Genomic DNA, 17,494 nt, shown 5'->3' on the forward strand with positions numbered 1-17,494 from the left:
GCCATCATGAACCCGGCGAACTTCACCCAGGCCAACCTTGGCATGCTGCTGTGGGCGGTGCTGATTGCCGCTTCGTTCTTTGCCGCCGCCGAGGTCAGCCAGGCCATCGACCCGGTACTGCTGACCGCCCTGCGCCTGTTGTTCTCGGCGCTGATGTTCGTGCCTCTGTTGTGGCTCAAGGGTTCGGCGCCCATGACCCTGGCCGGCTTGCGCGCCCATGGGCTGCTGGGCCTGCTGCTGGCGCTGTATTTCGGTTCGCTGTTCGAAGCCCTGCGCTATACCTCGGCGGTCAACACCGGGACCCTGTTCACCCTGGTGCCGCTCCTGACCCTGGTGTTCGAAGCCTGGCTGCTGCCTGGCAGCGGCCAGCGGCGCCGCCTGCTGCCGATGCTGGTGGCGGGGGCCGGGGCGCTGCTGCTGATCCTCAAGAGCGGCGCGCCAGGGCAATTGCCGTCGCTGTACGCCATGGGTATCTACGCCCTGGGCTGCCTGGCCATGGCCGCCTACTCGCCGCTGAGCCAGCGCTTCAAGGCCGGCAGCCTGCAAGGGCGCAGCCCGGCGGCCATGACCTTCTGGAACATGCTGTTCGGATCGCTGTTCCTGTTTGTCGCCAGCCTGGCCAGTGGCGGCTGGCGCAGTGCCGCGCTACTGCGCGGCAACGACCTGCTGTGGCTGCTGTACCTGGCGCTGTTCGCCACCCTGGCAACCTTCTGGCTGCTGCATCGGGCCATCGGCGTCATCGCCCCGTCCACGGTGATTTCCTACATCTACCTGAGCACCCTGTTCCTCACGCTGTTCCACTGGTTGTGGCTGGGCCAGGGGCCACAGTTGACAGAAATGCTCGGCGCCCTGCTGGTGGCCCTGGGCATGCTCGGCCTGGTGCGCGGCAGCCGCCCGACAGCCGCGGCGGCCTGAAATCTACCCGGGACAAGCACCATTGCAGTGCGCGAAACTGCGCAGGTCGTGTTATCGGACATTTATGTCCCGATGCTGTCCGCGAATCCCCGCCCCGGGCATTTAATTAGGACGATCGTTCCGCTAGCATCGATCCGGTTTGCGCGCCACCGGCGCCAGGTGCTCAGCGGGATGGAACGGATGCTCATCAGCAATGTGCTCAGAAAACTCGACATGCAGGACCTCATGGTCTTTATCGCGGTGTACGAGCAAAGCAGTGTCACCGGGGTTTCGGAAACCCTCTGCGTCAGCCAGTCGACCGTCAGCTACTGCCTGAAGAAACTGCGCAACGGCTTCGAGGACGAACTGTTCATCAACACCCGCACCGGCATGCGCCCGACCTACAAGGCCACCAGCATGTACAACCACGTGCTGAGGATCCTGGAGAGCATCAACCTGTGCCACAGCGGTGTGCCGGCCTTCGACCCGACCCGCCAGGCCGTGACCTTCAACCTCTGTGCCCCGGAATACTTCGAGCTGCTGATCCTGCCGCGCCTGCTCAAGGGCTTCGACTACGCCGACCTGCCGGTGACAGTCAACGTGCAGAAGCTGGAAAGTGATATTCCCGCCGAGGACCTGCGCGATGGCAGCGTCGACCTGGTGATCTGTTTCGGGCCCGACTTCCATCGCGGCCACGCCGACTTCAAGTCGCAGATGCTGCTGGAGGACGACCTGGTGTGTGTCTTCGACAAGCGTGCGACCCCGCCCAGGGAACCGCGCTTCAGCCTGCAGTCGTTCGTCGAGCGGCGGCACGTGTTTCCCACGCCCTGGACGTCGGACAGCAACATGGTGGACGGCTGGCTGGCGCGCCAGGCCCACAAGCGGCAGATCGTCGCCCGCTCCAACAGCTACAGCGCAGCGCTGAAGATGATCACCGGCACCGACTTCCTCCTCACCCTGCCCCGGCGCATCCAGGCACTGCTGGCCAACGAGGCAGTGTTCAACCATTGCGAGGCCCCCAGCGGCCTGCCGGGATTCAGCCTGGACATGCAGTGGAGCCAGCACACCGATCAGGACAGCGCGCAGACCTGGTTCCGTGAACAGATAGTCAAGGTCTGCGCCGAGCAGGGGCTGGCCTGATCCTCAGCGGCCGACGGCGGCCTTGCTGTAGGACGCGCGGTCGATATCGACGATCTCCACGCACAGTTGCACCTGGACATCCGCCGGCCATGGCGCCAGATCCTGCAACACCGCCAGCAGGCTCTCGGACAACTGCTTCTTGACCTCTGGCGAACGGCCGCTGAGCAAGGCCAGCTTGACGTGGACAAAGCCGCGCTCGCCAATCCCGGTGCCGACCCGGAACGCTTCGACCTTGACTGCGCGGCTCTTGATGTCGAACTCGTCGGAGAACTGCCCGGACGCCACCAGCCCATGATTGAGTCGCAGCAGCGCCTTGTCGACGTCCAGTTGCGGCAGGTTGGCGGTGTATTCCATATGCAGGTGCGGCATGGCAAAGCTCCCGGTCAGTCAGGGGTAAAAAGGCGCTCCATACTACACAACCCGCCCCACGCCGCCGCAGTAGCCGTTAGCCTCATTGCCTGGACGCCGCCCTTTCCCGCAGGGCCAGGGTTTCCCAGGCCGCCACCAGCAGCATCACCAGGGTGGTCAGGCTGCCCAGCGCCAGGGCGGAAAACCACTGGTTCCAGGCCGCGGGCAACAACAGCAGCAAGGCCGCGAGCCCGGCCAGGTGCGACAGCGGCGGCAACGGCCGCTCGTTCATCACCCACTTGAACAGCGCGCAACCGAGCAGGAACAGCCAGGGCCCGCCGACGATCACCAGCACCGCGGCCTGGCTGGCATGCTGCGGGTGCACCAGCACCAGTTCGTCGGCCACCGCACTGACGATGATCCCGGCGACGATCAGCACATGCAGGTAGGTGTAGGCAATACGCGCCTGGCGCCCCGGGTCGCTGGAGTGGGCGATGCGGTGGTGGGCACGCTCGGCGCCGCTGTCGAAATACACCCACCACATGGCAATGCTGCCCAGCACCGCCACCACGAAAGCCAGTACCCCTTCGGCACTGGTGGCCAGCTCGGCGAAGGTGGCGCCGGTGACCAGCAGGGATTCACCCAGGGCGATGATCACGAACAGAGCGCAGCGCTCGGCCATGTGGTTGCCTTCGACATTCCAGTCTTCCAGGGTCGAGCGGCCGAGCCCCGGCACCCAGAAATACAGCGACGGCGACAGCACCTCGATGGCCAGGGCCAGCCCCCAGCACGCCAGGCGCTGCGGGCCTTCGAGCAGGCCACCGGTGATCCAGAAAACGCCCGAGAACATCAGCCACAAGAGGATCCGCTGGAAGTTGCGGGTCATGTTCAGCGGCTCGCCGCGCACCGCCCACAGCGAATAGGCGGTGCGCCCCACCTGCATGAACACATAGGCGCCGGCGAACAGCAGCCCACGCTCGCCGAAGGCCTGGGGAATCGACGAGGACAGCAGCAACCCGGCCACCATCAGCACGAACAGGCCGAGGCGGATCGGCAGGGCTTCCGGGTCCAGCCAGTTGGTGATCCACGAGGTGAAGATCCACACCCACCACACCGCCACCATCAGCAACGCCACCTGCAGCGCTCCGCCCAGGGACAGATGAGCCAGCAGGGAGTGGGACAGTTGGGTCACGGCAAACACGAACACCAGGTCGAAGAACAGCTCGACCATGCCAACCTTGCCGCTGTCGTGGCTGCCACGCCCACGCAACAGGGAACGGGAACGACTCATGGGCACACTCCACCGATCAATGTTTCAACAGACGATTCACACAGCAAAGCAGCCGCCTGTGCCTATGCCAAGCTGGCGGCCTCCGTTCACTGCGCCGCTGCCGCAGGCTGCGACCCGGTCCGCAGGACTGGCAAGGCCGCCCACCCGATCCGCCAGGCATACCGCATGGGCAGGTTTGGGGCCCGCTGCGCGGTCCATCGCAGCCTGCGGCAGCGGCTGCAAGGCACGATTAGCTCGCGAGGGGCGCCCGCTCGCTCATGAAGGCTTCCAGCCGCGAGCGCAGCCAGCGTTCGGCGGGGTCGGTGTCCACATGGCTGAGCCAGACCATGGACAGGTCCAGGGTCGGGGTCTTGAACGGAAACGGCTCGCAGTACAGCTGCCCCGAGGCGGCCATGGCTGCGGCGGCATAGTCGGGCAGGCTGGCGATCAGCTTGGTACCGGCGAGCAGGGCCGGCAGCGAGCTGTACTGGGGCACCGACAACACGACCTGGCGGGTGCGGCCGATCTCCGCCAGCCACTCATCGGCGAAGCCGGCGACATTGGCGGTGTGGGACACCAGCACATGGGGCCGCGCGCAGTACTCGTCGAGGGTCAGCGGTGTGTCGCTGGCATCGGCCCGCAGCACGCTGGGCTGGATATGCCGCAGCAGCTTGCGCTTGGCGTTGGCCGGCAGGCCGCGGGTCTGGCTGATGCCCACGGTGATATCGCCGGACGCCAGTAGGTCGGGAATCCGCCAGTAGTCCACGTGCTGCACCACGACCACCACTTGCGGCGCTTCCTGGCGCAGGGCCCGCAGCAGGGGGGGCAGCAGGCCGAACTCGACGTCGTCGGACAGGCCGATGCGAAAGGTCATGGTGCTGCTGGCGGGATCGAAATCGTGGGTCAGGCTCAGGGCCGAGGACAGTGCGTCCAGGGCCGGCGACAGGTGCTGGATGATCTGCTCGGCACGGGCCGTGGGCTCCATGCGATGGCCGACGCGAATGAACAGCGGGTCGTTGAACATCGCCCGCAGGCGGTTGAGCGCGGAACTGATGGTGGGCTGGCCGAGGAACAGCTTCTCCGCCACCCGGGTGACATTGCGCTCGAGCATCAGCGCCTCGAACACCACCATCAGGTTGATATCGGCCTTGCGCAGTTCATTGCGATTCATTGATGTTGCCCCCGGTCCCCAGACGGGAAGCAGTGTAGAAAGGCCGGAGGGCTGGCGTCCAGGCAAGATCTGCCAAGCGACGCCAACCCCGGGCAGACCTCAGGCGGAGTTTCTCGCCAGCCCACTCGCCCTTTGCTCACAGCGGTCCTCCTGGCCCTGGCGCAAACGCAGGGCCGCCAATGCCGCCACCAGCAGCACCAGGGCAATCACCTTGAGGCCATTCATGGCATTGCCGGTGCTCATCTCGATCGCGCCCATCACCGAAGGGCCGACAAAACCGCCCAGCAGCCCGCAGGAATTGACGAAGCCCAGGCCACCCGCCAACGCCGCGCCTTTGAGCCGTGAAGCCGGGTACAGGAAGATGATCGACTGCACCACGAAGAACATCAGCGCCGCCACGCAGAACCCCAGCAGGCTGAATACCGGCCCGGAAAACGCCGCGATCGACAGCCCCGCCGCCATCACCAGCAAGCCACAGACCAGCAGGCGCCGCGAGCGTTGCGGGCTGTTGGCCAGCCGGGGCAAGGCGATAGCCCCGACGGCTGCGGCGATCCAGGGCAGCGAGGTCAAAAGGCCAACGCTCATGATGCTCAGGTTGCCGTACTTGCCGATGATGCTGGGGAGGAAAAAGATCACGGTGTAGATGGTGATCTGATGGCAGAAGTAGACAAAGATCGCCAGCAGGATCTGTGGCGTGAAGCATTGCCGGAACGAGTGCCCGCCCTGCCCCGCGCCCTCGTCGGCTTCCCGGGCCAGGCGCTGTTCGATGGCCGCCGCTTCCTCCGCGCTCAGCCAGGGAGCACGGCTCGGGCGGTCCGGCAGGCGCCGCCATACCACCCAGGCGAAGAACACCGCCGGCAGGCCTTCGAGCAGGAACATCCACTGCCAGCCGTGCCAGCCCAAAAGGCCGTCCATCTTCATCAGCGCCGCGCCCAGCGGGCCGCCAATGATATTGGCCAGGCACACCCCCAGCAGGAAATAGCCGGTGGCCCGGGCCCGCTGCTGGCGGTCGAACCAGTAGGTCAGGTACAGCATGACCCCGGGAAACAGCCCGGCCTCGGCGATCCCCAGCAGCAGGCGCAGCACATAGAAGGAGGTCTCGCCCTGGACGAAAGCCATGGCGGCGGAGATCAGCCCCCAGGTCACCATGATCCGGGCGATCCAGAAGCGCGCGCCGACCTTGTGCATGATCAGGTTGCTCGGCACTTCGGACAGCGCATAGGTGAGGAAGAACAGTCCGGCCCCCAGCCCGTAGGCCGCGGCGGAAATCCCCAGGTCCACATCCAGCTGATGCTTGGCCAGGGCGATATTGGTGCGGTCGAGAAAACTCAGGACATAGGCCGCGATCAGCAGCGGCATCAGCTTGAGGAACATCAGCCGGGTCAGTTGTTGCGGGTCCCGGGGCGGCGCGGCGGTTGCAGTGTTCATGGGCATATCCCTTTGTAATTGTTATGCGGGATCGCCAGCGCCCGGAAGGCGCCGGCAGCGGGCCTGCGGGGCTTAGAACGCGACCTGGTCGCGTCCCTTGAGCCCGAGCAGGGTGCGGGCTTCGTCCGCCGTCGCCACCCGGCCGCCCAGGGCCTCGATGACGCTGCGGATGCGTCGTACCTGGTCGGCGTTGCTCGCCGCCAGCTTGCCGGGGCCGTCCCACAGCGAGTCCTCCAGGCCGACCCGGGCATGGCTGCCCATGGCCAGGCCCATGGTCGCCAGGGGAATCTGGTTGCGCCCGGCGCCGAGGATCGACCAGTGATAGGCATCGCCGAACAGCCGGTCAGCGGTGCGGCGCATGTGTGCCAGGTCCTCGGGGTGGCCGCCGATGCCGCCCCGCAGGCCGAACACCGACTGGATGAACAGCGGCGCCTTGAGCAGGCCGCGCTCCAGGAAATGCGCAGCGGTGTAGAGGTGGCCGATGTCGTAGCACTCGATCTCGAAGCGCGTGCGGTTCTCGGCACAGGCGCTGAGGATATGGGCGATATCGCGGAAGGTATTGCGGAAAATCCGGTCGTCGCTTTCCTCCAGGTACGGCCGCTCCCAGTCGTGCTTGAACTCGGTGAAGCGGTTGAGCATTTCGTACAGGCCGAAGTTCATCGAGCCCATGTTCAGCGAGGCCAGTTCCGGCTTGAACTCCAGCACCGGTTGCAGGCGCTCCTCGACACCCATGGTCGGCGCGCCGCCGGTGGTGAGGTTGATCACCACGTCGCAGGCGGCCTTGATCTGCGGCAGGAAGCGCCGGAACAGCTCGGGGTCCTGGCTCGGCCGGCCGTCCTCCGGGTCCCGGGCGTGCAGGTGGACGATGGCCGCCCCGGCCTCCGCGGCGGCGATGGCCTCGGCGGCGATCTCCCCGGCCGTGACCGGCAGGTGGGGCGACATGGACGGGGTATGAATGGCACCGGTAACGGCGCAAGTGATGATGACGGGTGTTTTTCCAGGCATGACGGTACTCCGACTTTTATTCTTGATGAAAAAAATCCCAGGGTGTCGCTACAGGTTTCAGCGCCGGCGGTCCTCGCCGGCGCGGCCAGCCGGCGGGAGCTAGAGGTATTCGACGTTGCCGTCGACGCTGATCGCCTGGCCGGTGACGTTGCATGCCGCCGGCGAACAGAGGAACAGCGCCATGGCCGCCACGTCTTCGGCACTGACCATGCGCTTGAGGGAGATCTTCTCCAGGTACTGCTCGCGCATCTGCGCCACCGGTACCCCGGTCTGTTCGGCCCGGGCCTGGATCACCGCCTCCATCCGCGGCCCCTCGACTATCCCCGGCAACAGCGCGTTGACCCGGATATCGCTGGCACCCAGCTCCGCCGCCAAAGACTTCATCAACCCGACAATCGCCCATTTGGTAGCGGCATAAGGCGTGCGCCAGGCGTAGCCCAGGCGCCCGGCCACGGAGGCGATGTGCAGCAGGTGGGCCTTGTCCGAGGCCTTGAGCAGGGGCACCGCGTGGTGGGCGAAGCGGTATTGCGCGGTCAGGTTGATATCGATGGTGCGCTGCCAGTCGGCATCGCTGACGGCATCGATGCCCGCGGTCGGCCCGGCAATGCCGGCGTTGTTGACCAGCACATCGAGGCCACCGAAGTGCTGCACCTGAAGCTTGAACAAGGCTTCGATCTGCGCCGGGTCGGCGACATCGGTACGGGTTGCCAGGGCCTCGGGGTAGCGATCGCGAAAGGTCGCCAGGGCCGCTTCGCTGACATCGCACACATGCACCTGGGCGCCGGCTTCAAGGTAGGCAGCGGCCAGCACTTCACCGATGCCCGCCGCGCCACCGGAAATCATCACCCGCAAGCCCGGATAAGGCTGCAAACGCTGAAGGATGCTCATGCCCGGCCTCCTTTGCGCTGTGCTGCGCCGTCGCTCTTGGCCAGCAGGCGGCCCAGGGAATCCGCCGCCTGCATGATGTCGTCGGTGACCGCTGCTCGCGCCGCCGGGCCATCGCCGGCGACCAGGGCCTCGACGATTCGGTTGTGGGCTTCCATGGAACGTTGCAGGTGGGCCTTGTCCGGCGCCACCAGGGCGAAGCAGGGGCCCATGTGCAGCCAGAAGTTCTCCACGGCGGCCATGGTCAGTTCGGCCCGGGCCACCGCATAGATGCGCCGGTGGAAAGCGAAGTTGGTCCACAGGTAGCGGGAGACATCCACCTCGTCGGCGGCCTTCTGCATCTGCCGGCAGAGATCGGCGATCTCCTGCATATCGGCCTTGTGCAGATGCTGCACGGCCTTTTCCGCCAGCAGCCCCTCCAGGGCCACCCGTGCATCACGGATTTCCCGCAGGCGCTCCACCGTCATCATGCGTACCCGCAGGCGGGAGGTTTCCGTGACCTCGAAGGCATTTTCCGCACTCAAGCGCTGCAGGGCTTCGCGCACCGGCATCGGGCTGGAACCCAGGGCTTCGGCCAGGCCACGAATGGTCAGTTTCTGGCCGGGCTGGAATCGGCCACTCATCAAGGCTTCGCGAATCTGTCGATACACCTGTTCCTGCAAGGTATCGCGAGAAACCTGACGCAAGGTAGGCAGGGGGATAGGACCTTCGGACATGGGGGTGACACCTGTGTTGTGATTCTTGTGGGCAGCAATATGTGATCACAAATCAAATATGTCAAATATTCATCCTCACGCCCTTGAAGCAATCAAGGGCTTAAATCAAGTAAAAAGAATCTTTTTATTCCGCACTGCGAAACATTATTCCGTATTGACCCAATAATTTATTGATGACAGGATTATTTTCACCAGCCGATTCAAACAGCGGAATCCAATCCTGATTTCCGTTCAGCGCCCGGAGCCCCTGGGCAACCATCGGCCTCACGCTGCCCTTTCCTCGGGAGACTGCTGCAATGAGTCGCGACACCGCCCAGCCCTCTGTGGCATCCGCCCTGCACGGCAACATCCTGGTCCTGACCCTCGAAAACCCGCCGGTGAACGCCCTTGGCGTGGAGGTCAGGCGCGGGCTGCTGGCCGCCATGGACAGCGCCGCCGACGATCCGACGGTGGCCGCCATCCTGCTGGTCGGCGCCGGGCGCCACTTCTGTGGCGGCGCCGATATTCGCGAATTCGGCCAGACGCCCCAGGCCCCGGCATTGCCAGCGGTGGTCAAGCGCATCGAGGACAGCGCCAAACCGGTGGTGGCGGCCATCCAGGGCGTGGCACTGGGAGGCGGCCTGGAAGTGGCCCTGGCGGCCCACTACCGCCTGGCCCTGGGCAGCGCCCGCCTCGGTCTGCCGGAAGTGCTGCTCGGCCTGCTGCCCGGGGCCGGTGGCACTCAGCGCCTGCCACGCCTGATCGGTGCCCGGGCGGCCCTGGACCTGATGCTCAGCGGCCGTCACCTGAATGCCCGGGAGGCCCTCGACCTGGGGGTGGTGGACCGCCTGGCGGAGGGTGAGGATGCCCTGGCTGCCGGCCTGGCCTATGCCCGCGAGCTGGTGGACAGCCATGCCGGCGTGCGGCGCACCCGGGACGCCCGGGCCCTGGGCGATCAGCATCTGCAACGCGAACAGATCAACGCCGCCCGCGAACAGCTCACGCACAAGGCCAAGGGCCTGCTGTCGCCGCAGAACATCATTCGTGCGGTCGAGGCGGCCCTTGACCGGCCCTTCGATCAAGGCCTGGAGGAAGAACGCCGGCTGTTCCAGGAATGCCTCGACAGCCCGCAGCGTGCCGGGCTGGTACACGCCTTTTTCGCCGAGCGCGAAGTGCTCAAGGCCCCGGAAACCCGCATCGCCCAGCCTCGCCCCATCGAACAGGTGGCCGTGGTCGGCGGCGGCACCATGGGCGCCGGCATCGCTGTCTCGGCCCTCGACGCCGGCCTGCAGGTCACCATGATCGAGCGCGACCAGCAGGCCCTGGACCGCGGCCGGGGCAACGTCGAGAAGGTCTATGACGGGCTGATCGAAAAAGGCCGCCTGGATGCCGCCGGCAAGGCCGCGACCCTGGCCCGCTTCCGCGCCAGCCTGGACTACCAGGACCTGGCCCGGGCCGACCTGGTGATCGAAGCGGTGTTCGAGGACATGGCCGCCAAGCAGGCGGTGTTCAAGGAACTGGACCGGGTGTGCAAACCTGGCGCGGTACTGGCCAGCAACACCTCCTACCTGGACCTCAACGCCATCGCCGACAGCGTCTCGCGGCCTGCCGATGTCATCGGGCTGCACTTCTTCTCCCCCGCCAACATCATGAAGCTGCTGGAGATCGTGGTCCCGGCCAAGGTCGCACCGGACGTGGTGGCCACGGCCTTCGAACTGGCGAAGAAACTGCGCAAGGTGCCGGTGCGCGCCGGGGTCTGCGATGGTTTCATCGGCAACCGGATCCTCGCGGTCTACCGCCAGGCGGCGGACTACATGATGGAAGACGGCGCTTCGCCCTATCAGATCGACCAGGCCCTGCGCGACTTCGGCTTCCCCATGGGGCCCTTCCAGGTGGCCGACCTGGCCGGCGGCGACATCGGCTGGGCGACGCGCAAACGCAAGGCCGCCACCCGCAATCCCGACGCTCGCTACGTGCAGATTGCCGACCGCCTGTGCGAGCGCGGCTGGTTCGGACACAAGACCGGCCGTGGCTACTACCTCTATGCCCAGGGCCCGCGCAGCGCCACCCAGGACCCGGAAGTCCTGGCCATCATCGACGCCGAACGGGCCCGGGCCGGCATCACGCCCCGCCCCTTCGGCAACCCGGAGATCCTGCGGCGCTACATGGCGGCGATGATCAACGAAGGCGCCAACGTGGTGCACGAAGGCATCGCCCTGCGCCCCCTGGATGTGGACATCACCTTTATCCATGGCTACGGCTTCCCGCGCTATCGCGGTGGCCCGCTCAAGTACGCCGACCAGTACGGCCTGCCCCAGGTGCTGGCGGACATCCGCGAATTCGCCGAACAAGACCCGCTGTTCTGGAAAGCCTCGCCACTGCTGGAGCAGTTGGTGGAGCGCGGCGAGAACTTCGACAGCCTCAACCACAGCCATTGACTCAAGGAGCACGCGCCATGCGCGAAGCCGTCATCGTATCCACCGCACGCACGCCCCTGACCAAGGCCCACCGCGGCGAATTCAACATCACTCCCGGCCCGACCCTCGCCGCTTTCGCGGTACGCGCCGCCGTGGAACGGGCCGGCATCGACCCGGGGCTGATCGAGGACGCCATCCTCGGTTGTGGCTACGGCGAAGGCACCACCGGGCGCAACGTCGCGCGCCTGGCGGTGGTCCGCGCCGGCCTGCCCATCGGCATCGCCGGCACCACGGTGAACCGCTTCTGCGCCTCCGGCTTGCAGGCCATCGCCATGGCCGCCGGACGTATCGTGGTCGATGGCGCCCCCGCCATCATTGCCGGTGGCGTGGAAAGCATCTCGCAGATCCGCGGCCGCGGCAGCGACGACCCGGATCTCGATCCCTGGCTCGTGCAGCACAAGCCGGAGCTGTTCCTGCCGATGATCGAGACCGCGGACATCGTCGCCGCGCGCTACGGCATCAGCCGCGAGGCCCAGGACCGTTTCTCGCTGCGCAGCCAGCACAAGACCGAAGCGGCGCAACGGGCCGGGCACTACCGCGAGGAAATCATTCCCTGCACCACCACCATGGCCGTGACCGACAAGCAGAGCGGCGAGGTCAGCCAACACCAGGTCACGGTGGACGCCGACACCTGCAACCGCCCGGGGAGCACTTACGAGGCCCTGGCCAAACTGGAACCGGTGCTGGGCCCGCAGCGCTTCATCAGCGCCGGCAACGCCTCGCAACTGTCCGACGGCGCCTCGGCCTGCGTACTGATGGAGGCCCGTGAAGCGGCCCGCGCCAACCTGCAACCGCTGGGCGTGTTCCGTGGCATGGCGGTGGCCGGTTGCGAACCCGACGAAATGGGCATCGGCCCGGTGTTCGCCGTACCCCGGCTGCTGGCCCGGCACGGCCTCAAGGTGGACGACATCGGCCTCTGGGAACTCAACGAAGCCTTCGCCTCCCAGGCGCTCTATTGCCAGCAGCGGCTGGGCATCGCCGATGAATGCCTGAACGTCAACGGCGGGGCCATCGCCCTCGGCCACCCGTTCGGCATGACCGGCGCGCGCCTGGCCGGCCATGTGCTGCTCGAAGGTCGGCGCCGCGGGGTCAAGTACGCCGTGGTCAGCATGTGCATTGCCGGCGGCATGGGCGCCGCCGCGCTGTTCGAAATCTATTGAGGACGCCGACATGGACCTGAGTTTCACCCCCCAAGAAGAAGCCTTCCGCAATCAGGTGCAGGCCTTCCTCGCCGAACACTTGCCCAGTGAACTGAGTGACAAGGTGGCCAATGGCGAACGCCTGTCCAAGGCCGATATGGAGCACTGGCATTCGACCCTCAACACCCGCGGCTGGCTGGCCAACCACTGGCCCGAGGCCTTTGGCGGGCCGGGCTGGAGCGCCGTGGAGAAATTCATCTTCGAACTCGAATGCGGCCTGGCCAACGCGCCGCGCATCGTGCCGTTCGGGGTCAACATGCTGGGCCCGGTGCTGATCAAGTACGGCACCCCACAGCAGCAGGACTACTGGCTGCCGCGCATCCTCGACGGCCGCCACTGGTGGTGCCAGGGCTATTCGGAACCCGGTGCCGGCTCGGACCTGGCGGCGGTCAAGACCACGGCCGTGCGCGACGGCGATCACTATGTGGTCAACGGCCAGAAGACCTGGACCACCCTGGGCCAACACGCCAACATGATTTTCTGCCTGGTGCGCACCGACCGCGAGGCCAAGCCCCAGGAAGGCATCAGCTTCCTGCTGATCGACATGGCCAGCCCCGGGGTCGAGGTGCGTCCGATCATCACCCTGGAAGGCGACCACGAGATCAACGAGGTGTTTTTCACCGACGTGCGGGTGCCGGTGGCCAACCTGGTGGGCGAGGAAAACAAGGGCTGGACCTGTGCCAAGTACCTGTTGACCTACGAGCGCACCAACATTGCCGGGGTCGGCTTGTCCATGGCCGCGCTGCAACGCCTCAAGCGCGTGGCAGCACAGCGCACCCGCAATGGCCGGCCACTGCTGGAAGACCCGCAGTTCGCTGCACGCCTGGCCCGGGTCGAGATCGACCTTGAGAACATGAAGACCACCAACCTGCGGGTGATCGCAGCGGTGGCCGGCGGCGGCGCACCCGGCGCGGAAAGCTCGATGCTGAAGATCTGCGGCACGGAAATCCGCCAGGAGCTCACCGCTCTGCTGCGCCGGGCCATGGGCCCCGCCGCCCGGGTCATGCAGGACGAAGGCGACACCGGGGCGATGGACCTGGGCCCGGCCTTTGCCAGCAGCGCGGCGGCGCAGTACTTCAACAATCGCAAGCTGTCGATCTTCGGCGGCTCCAATGAAATCCAGAAAAACATCATTTCGAAAATGATTCTCGGGCTCTGAGGGGGCGCACATGAACTTCGAACACAGCGCAGAACGGCGCATGCTCGGCGACAGCTTGAACCGCTTTATCGCCCAGCACTACAACCTGGAAAAACGCCAGCAGAGCCTGCAGTCAGGCCAGGGTTTCAACTCCGGGATCTGGCAGCAGCTGGCAGAGATGGGGGTGATCGGCGCCCTGTTCAGCGAAGCCGACGGTGGCTACGGCGGCGGTGGCTTCGACCTGGCCCTGGTCTTCGAGGCCGTGGGCCGCGGGCTGCTGGTGGAACCGCTGCTGGGCAGCGCGGTGCTGGCCGGGGACGCCATCGCCAGCGCCGGTAGCGAAACGCAGAAGATCGAGCTGGCGCAGATCATCGACGGCAGCCTGATCGCCGCCCTGGCCCATGACGAACCCGACAGCCACTACGAACTCAACCGGGTCGCCTGCCGCGCCGAACCCCAGGCCGACGGCTGGTGCCTGGATGGCACCAAGAGCCTGGTGCTGCACGGCGAGCAGGCCGGGTTGCTGGTGGTGTCGGCCCGCACCGCCGGGGCCATTGACGACAGCCAGGGCATTTCGCTGTTCCTGGTGCCCAGAGATACCCCGGGCCTGGAGATCCGCGGCAGCGCCACCCTCGATGGCGGCCCCGTGGCGCAGGTGCGCCTGAACCAGCTGCTTGTGCCGGGCTCTGCCCTGCTGGGCACCCTGCACCAGGGCCATGCCACCCTGGAGCGGGCCATTGGCCGCGGCGTGCTGGCGTTGTGCGCCGAAGCCCTGGGCGCCATGGAGGTGGCCAAAGTGGCGACCCTGGATTACCTGCGCACCCGCCAGCAGTTCGGCCGCCCGATCGGCAGTTTCCAGGCACTGCAACATCGCATGGCGGTGCTGCTGCTGGAGATCGAACAAGCGCGATCGGCGGTGATCAATGCCGCCTCGGCCCTGGAGGCCGATCGCCTGGACCGCGAGCGCGCGCTGTCAGCGGCCAAGGTCAGCATCGGCCGCATCGGCACCCTGGTGGCGCAAGAATGCATCCAGTTGCACGGCGGCATCGGCATGACCTGGGAGCTGCCCCTGGCCCATTACGCCAAGCGGCTGGTGATGATCGACCATCAGTTGGGGGACGAGGATCACCACCTGCAACGCTACATCGCCCTCGGCAAGCAATAGGCCCCATGAATCGCGGCCCGGGCGGCCACCTGGGCCTGTCGCAAGGGCAGCAGGTGTCGCCGCCTTCCTTGCCCGACGCTGCGCTCAATCCCCCTGCTGAACCCAAGCCAAGCCTGGCGCCGCATCAGCGCGGCGCCAGGCAAGGGCGTGGCCGAGGTCGACAACCACTACCTGGAGATCATGGAGAGCCTGGCCTACCGCGGCCACGCCCTGAGCCTCATCCACAAGATCTGGTAGATCGCGAAAACGACGCTGCCGGCCATTGCCGGCAGCCTCCCCTTCCCACTTGCGCGTTACAGCAACCGGGTGCGCAGCTCCTGGCAGGCCTGCTGATACTCCCTGCCCAGGCGCGCCACCAAGTCTCCGGCGCTCGGTACGCCGTCAACCACGCCAATCCCCTGGCCGCAGCCCCAGATCTCCTTCCAGGCCTTGGGCTTGTGCCTGTCTGCGCCGAAGTTCATTTGCGAGGGATCGCTGCTGGGCAGGTCATCGGGGTCCAGCCCCGCGGCCACCAGCGAGGCCTTCAGGTAATTGCCGTGCACCCCGGTGATCAGGTTGGTGTAGACGATATCCTCGGCCGTCGACTGGCTGATCATCTGCTTGTAGCCCGCCACCGCGTTGGCCTCCTGGGTGGCGATAAAGGCCGAGCCGATGTAGGCCAGGTCCGCCCCCAGGGCCTGGGCCGCGAGGATCGAACGCCCCGAGGCAATGGCCCCGGAAAGCAGCAGCGGGCCATCGAACCATTGGCGGATTTCCTGCACCAGGGCAAACGGCGACTGGGTGCCCGCATGCCCTCCGGCGCCGGCCGCCACGGCAATCAGGCCATCGGCGCCCTTGTCGATGGCCTTGCGCGCAAAACGGTTGTTGATCACGTCGTGCAGCACGATGCCGCCGTAGCTGTGCACCGCCTGGTTGATCTCGGGGCGCGCGCCCAGGGAGGTGATGATGATCGGCACCTTGTGCTGCACGCAGACCGCCATGTCCTGCTCCAGCCGGTCATTGGAGCGGTGGACGATCTGGTTCACCGCAAACGGCGCGGCGGGCCGCTGCGGGTGCAGCCGGTCGTGCTCGGCCAGGGCCTGGGTGATCTGCTCGATCCACTCCCCCAGGCGCTCGGCCGGCCGTGCGTTCAACGCCGGAAAGGAACCGACGATCCCGGCCTTGCACTGGGCGATCACCAGCTCGGGAGTGGAAATGATGAACAGCGGCGCGGCCACCACTGGCAGGCGCAAATGCTGGGTGAGAATCTTCGGCAAGCTCATGTTCGGGCTCCTGGGCAATCCAATGGGTAGTTCATGATTCGGCGACGACCGCAGCGACCTTGGGCACCCGGGCGATGCGCGCGGTCACCAGTACCAGCCCGCCCGCCAGCAGGTACATGACAATCGCCAGGTACATGCTCGACACGTGGCCGCCGGTATGGCTGTTGATCACCCCGTTGAGCCAGGGTGTGACCGCCGGGCCGAGGTTGCCCAGGCTGCTGATGAAGGCAATGCCTCCGGCGGTGGCCGCCACCGACAGGTACTCGCTGACCAGGGCGAAGAAGATCGGCGTGCCGGCCTTGATCCCCACGTAGGCAAAACCCAGGGCCGTAACCGACAGCAGCAGGTGGCCGTTGAGCAAGGTGGTGACCGCCAGGCCGAACACCGCAATGGCCATGCAGCCGACGAAGTGCCAGCGCCGCTCCCGGTGCTTGTCGGAATGCTGCCCGATCAGCACCATGCCGACGATCCCGACGATATTGGGGATCGCGGTGATCAGCCCGACCTGCAACAGGTCCTTGCTGCCCCAGCCCTGGATCAGGCTCGGCATCCAGAACACCAGCATGTAGGTGGCGCCCAGGAACATGAAATAGGCCGTGGACAGCAGGTAGATCCTGGGGTCGCGAAACATCTGCGCCAGGCTGTCCTGGGATTTGTCCCGGGCGTTCGCCAGATCCTGGGCCATGTCGGCGTCCAGCAGGCGCTTTTCCCCGGCGCTGAGCCAGCGGGCCCGGGCCGGGCTGTCCTGCAGATAGAAAAAAGCCACTACCCCCAGGACACTGGCCGGCAGCCCCTGGATCATGAACATCCATTGCCAGCCGTGCAGGCCGACCGCGCCGTCCAGGTACTTGAGGATGCTGCCCGAGACCGGCCCGGCAATCAGCCCGGCGACCGCGGCGGCGGTCATGAAGATGGCGATCACCTGCCCCCGGCGCGGCGCCGGGAACCAGTAGGTGAAATACAGGATCACCCCGGGGAAGAACCCGGCCTCGAAGGCCCCCAAAAGAAAACGCAGAACGTAGAACTGCATCGGGGTGCTGACGAACATCATCGCCGCGGCCACCAGGCCCCAGCAGAACATGATCCGCAACAGGGTCTTGCGCACGCCGCTGCGCTTGAGCATCAGGTTGCTGGGCACCTCGAAGATGAAGTAGCCGATGAAGAAGATCCCCGCCCCCAGGCCATACACCGCATCGCCGAACGGCAGGGTCTGCTTCATCTGCAACTGGGCGTAGCCGATGTTCACCCGGTCCAGAAAGGCCACCATGTAGCACAGCATCAACAGCGGCAGCAGGCGCCAGCGGATCCTGGCGTACAGCGTGTCGAGCTGCCGGGCATGCTCGGGTGAGGCGTGGGGATCATGGACCGTTATTGTTGTTGTAGTCATTGTCGTCTCCGACGCAGTCGCGGGTTGGCC

At 66.2% G+C, this 17,494-nt stretch carries 15 protein-coding genes; 6 read left to right on the forward strand and 9 right to left on the reverse strand.

Going from position 1 to position 17,494, the window contains the following annotated elements; genetic code table 11:
* Window positions 1-6 precede the first annotated feature (6 nt).
* Together AC1RCO_RS09065 and AC1RCO_RS09070 are read left to right on the forward strand one after the other, a co-directional pair.
* Complete coding sequence (locus tag AC1RCO_RS09065) at window positions 7-915, forward strand: DMT family transporter (RefSeq protein ID WP_492617640.1); 909 nt, start codon at window positions 7-9, stop codon at window positions 913-915.
* Between the two features lie 180 nt (window positions 916-1,095).
* Window positions 1,096-2,034, forward strand: a complete 939-nt coding sequence (locus AC1RCO_RS09070; RefSeq protein ID WP_072451020.1) for a LysR family transcriptional regulator — start codon at window positions 1,096-1,098, stop codon at window positions 2,032-2,034.
* 3 nt (window positions 2,035-2,037) lie between these two features.
* On the opposite strand, the gene AC1RCO_RS09075 is transcribed toward AC1RCO_RS09070, so the two are convergent.
* The 7 genes from AC1RCO_RS09075 to AC1RCO_RS09105 all read right to left on the reverse strand — a co-directional run bounded on the left by AC1RCO_RS09075 (window position 2,038) and on the right by AC1RCO_RS09105 (window position 8,857).
* The gene (locus AC1RCO_RS09075) at window positions 2,038-2,403 is read right to left on the reverse strand and encodes a 5-carboxymethyl-2-hydroxymuconate Delta-isomerase (protein ID WP_011059824.1); all 366 of its coding nucleotides are present in this window, start codon (window positions 2,401-2,403) and stop codon (window positions 2,038-2,040) included.
* An 82-nt stretch (window positions 2,404-2,485) separates the two neighbouring features.
* The gene (locus tag AC1RCO_RS09080; protein ID WP_015634542.1) at window positions 2,486-3,673 is read right to left on the reverse strand and encodes a low temperature requirement protein A; all 1,188 of its coding nucleotides are present in this window, start codon (window positions 3,671-3,673) and stop codon (window positions 2,486-2,488) included.
* Window positions 3,674-3,902: 229 nt separating this feature from the next.
* Window positions 3,903-4,823 (reverse strand): LysR substrate-binding domain-containing protein, encoded by a 921-nt coding sequence (locus AC1RCO_RS09085; RefSeq protein ID WP_011059822.1) that lies wholly within the window; start codon window positions 4,821-4,823, stop codon window positions 3,903-3,905.
* Window positions 4,824-4,922: 99 nt separating this feature from the next.
* Complete coding sequence (locus tag AC1RCO_RS09090; RefSeq protein WP_015634541.1) at window positions 4,923-6,251, reverse strand: MFS transporter; 1,329 nt, start codon at window positions 6,249-6,251, stop codon at window positions 4,923-4,925.
* A gap of 72 nt (window positions 6,252-6,323) precedes the next feature.
* The gene (kce, locus tag AC1RCO_RS09095; RefSeq protein WP_011059820.1) at window positions 6,324-7,256 is read right to left on the reverse strand and encodes a 3,5-dioxohexanoate:acetyl-CoA acetone transferase; all 933 of its coding nucleotides are present in this window, start codon (window positions 7,254-7,256) and stop codon (window positions 6,324-6,326) included.
* 99 nt (window positions 7,257-7,355) lie between these two features.
* The gene (locus AC1RCO_RS09100; protein WP_342402863.1) at window positions 7,356-8,144 is read right to left on the reverse strand and encodes an SDR family oxidoreductase; all 789 of its coding nucleotides are present in this window, start codon (window positions 8,142-8,144) and stop codon (window positions 7,356-7,358) included.
* Complete coding sequence (locus AC1RCO_RS09105) at window positions 8,141-8,857, reverse strand: GntR family transcriptional regulator (protein WP_011059818.1); 717 nt, start codon at window positions 8,855-8,857, stop codon at window positions 8,141-8,143. Before AC1RCO_RS09105 ends, AC1RCO_RS09100 begins: the two co-directional genes overlap by 4 nt.
* A 296-nt stretch (window positions 8,858-9,153) precedes the next feature.
* On the opposite strand from AC1RCO_RS09105, the gene AC1RCO_RS09110 reads away from it, so the two are divergent.
* From AC1RCO_RS09110 to AC1RCO_RS09125, 4 genes are read left to right on the forward strand one after another with little or no spacing between them, the layout of a single operon-like run.
* Window positions 9,154-11,274 carry a 3-hydroxyacyl-CoA dehydrogenase NAD-binding domain-containing protein gene (locus AC1RCO_RS09110; protein WP_492617641.1) on the forward strand — a complete coding sequence of 707 codons (2,121 nt, stop codon included), beginning with the start codon at window positions 9,154-9,156 and terminating at the stop codon, window positions 11,272-11,274.
* 17 nt (window positions 11,275-11,291) lie between these two features.
* Complete coding sequence (locus tag AC1RCO_RS09115) at window positions 11,292-12,473, forward strand: acetyl-CoA C-acyltransferase (RefSeq protein ID WP_015634539.1); 1,182 nt, start codon at window positions 11,292-11,294, stop codon at window positions 12,471-12,473.
* A gap of 10 nt (window positions 12,474-12,483) precedes the next feature.
* Complete coding sequence (locus AC1RCO_RS09120; RefSeq protein WP_041116513.1) at window positions 12,484-13,671, forward strand: acyl-CoA dehydrogenase family protein; 1,188 nt, start codon at window positions 12,484-12,486, stop codon at window positions 13,669-13,671.
* A gap of 10 nt (window positions 13,672-13,681) precedes the next feature.
* Complete coding sequence (locus AC1RCO_RS09125; protein WP_492617642.1) at window positions 13,682-14,815, forward strand: acyl-CoA dehydrogenase family protein; 1,134 nt, start codon at window positions 13,682-13,684, stop codon at window positions 14,813-14,815.
* A 293-nt stretch (window positions 14,816-15,108) separates the two neighbouring features.
* On the opposite strand, the gene AC1RCO_RS09130 is transcribed toward AC1RCO_RS09125, so the two are convergent.
* Together AC1RCO_RS09130 and AC1RCO_RS09135 are read right to left on the reverse strand one after the other, a co-directional pair.
* On the reverse strand, window positions 15,109-16,077 hold the full coding sequence (locus AC1RCO_RS09130) for an NAD(P)H-dependent flavin oxidoreductase (protein WP_342402860.1): 969 nt from the start codon (window positions 16,075-16,077) through the stop codon (window positions 15,109-15,111).
* 31 nt (window positions 16,078-16,108) lie between these two features.
* On the reverse strand, window positions 16,109-17,464 hold the full coding sequence (locus AC1RCO_RS09135) for an MFS transporter (RefSeq protein WP_492617643.1): 1,356 nt from the start codon (window positions 17,462-17,464) through the stop codon (window positions 16,109-16,111).
* Window positions 17,465-17,494 lie beyond the last annotated feature (30 nt).

It is taken from the genome of Pseudomonas sp. GW823-FHT03E05, assembly GCF_058796855.1.

Coding starts and splice junctions, on each gene's coding strand:
- AC1RCO_RS09125 (WP_492617642.1), top strand. CDS start 13,682: ATGAACTTCGAACACAGCGCAGAACGGCGCATGCTCGGCGACAGCTTG.
- AC1RCO_RS09100 (WP_342402863.1), bottom strand. CDS start 8,144: ATGAGCATCCTTCAGCGTTTGCAGCCTTATCCGGGCTTGCGGGTGATG.
- AC1RCO_RS09135 (WP_492617643.1), bottom strand. CDS start 17,464: ATGACTACAACAACAATAACGGTCCATGATCCCCACGCCTCACCCGAG.
- AC1RCO_RS09130 (WP_342402860.1), bottom strand. CDS start 16,077: ATGAGCTTGCCGAAGATTCTCACCCAGCATTTGCGCCTGCCAGTGGTG.
- AC1RCO_RS09105 (WP_011059818.1), bottom strand. CDS start 8,857: ATGTCCGAAGGTCCTATCCCCCTGCCTACCTTGCGTCAGGTTTCTCGC.
- AC1RCO_RS09120 (WP_041116513.1), top strand. CDS start 12,484: ATGGACCTGAGTTTCACCCCCCAAGAAGAAGCCTTCCGCAATCAGGTG.
- AC1RCO_RS09115 (WP_015634539.1), top strand. CDS start 11,292: ATGCGCGAAGCCGTCATCGTATCCACCGCACGCACGCCCCTGACCAAG.
- kce (WP_011059820.1), bottom strand. CDS start 7,256: ATGCCTGGAAAAACACCCGTCATCATCACTTGCGCCGTTACCGGTGCC.
- AC1RCO_RS09085 (WP_011059822.1), bottom strand. CDS start 4,823: ATGAATCGCAATGAACTGCGCAAGGCCGATATCAACCTGATGGTGGTG.
- AC1RCO_RS09075 (WP_011059824.1), bottom strand. CDS start 2,403: ATGCCGCACCTGCATATGGAATACACCGCCAACCTGCCGCAACTGGAC.
- AC1RCO_RS09090 (WP_015634541.1), bottom strand. CDS start 6,251: ATGAACACTGCAACCGCCGCGCCGCCCCGGGACCCGCAACAACTGACC.
- AC1RCO_RS09110 (WP_492617641.1), top strand. CDS start 9,154: ATGAGTCGCGACACCGCCCAGCCCTCTGTGGCATCCGCCCTGCACGGC.
- AC1RCO_RS09070 (WP_072451020.1), top strand. CDS start 1,096: ATGCTCATCAGCAATGTGCTCAGAAAACTCGACATGCAGGACCTCATG.
- AC1RCO_RS09080 (WP_015634542.1), bottom strand. CDS start 3,673: ATGAGTCGTTCCCGTTCCCTGTTGCGTGGGCGTGGCAGCCACGACAGC.
- AC1RCO_RS09065 (WP_492617640.1), top strand. CDS start 7: ATGAACCCGGCGAACTTCACCCAGGCCAACCTTGGCATGCTGCTGTGG.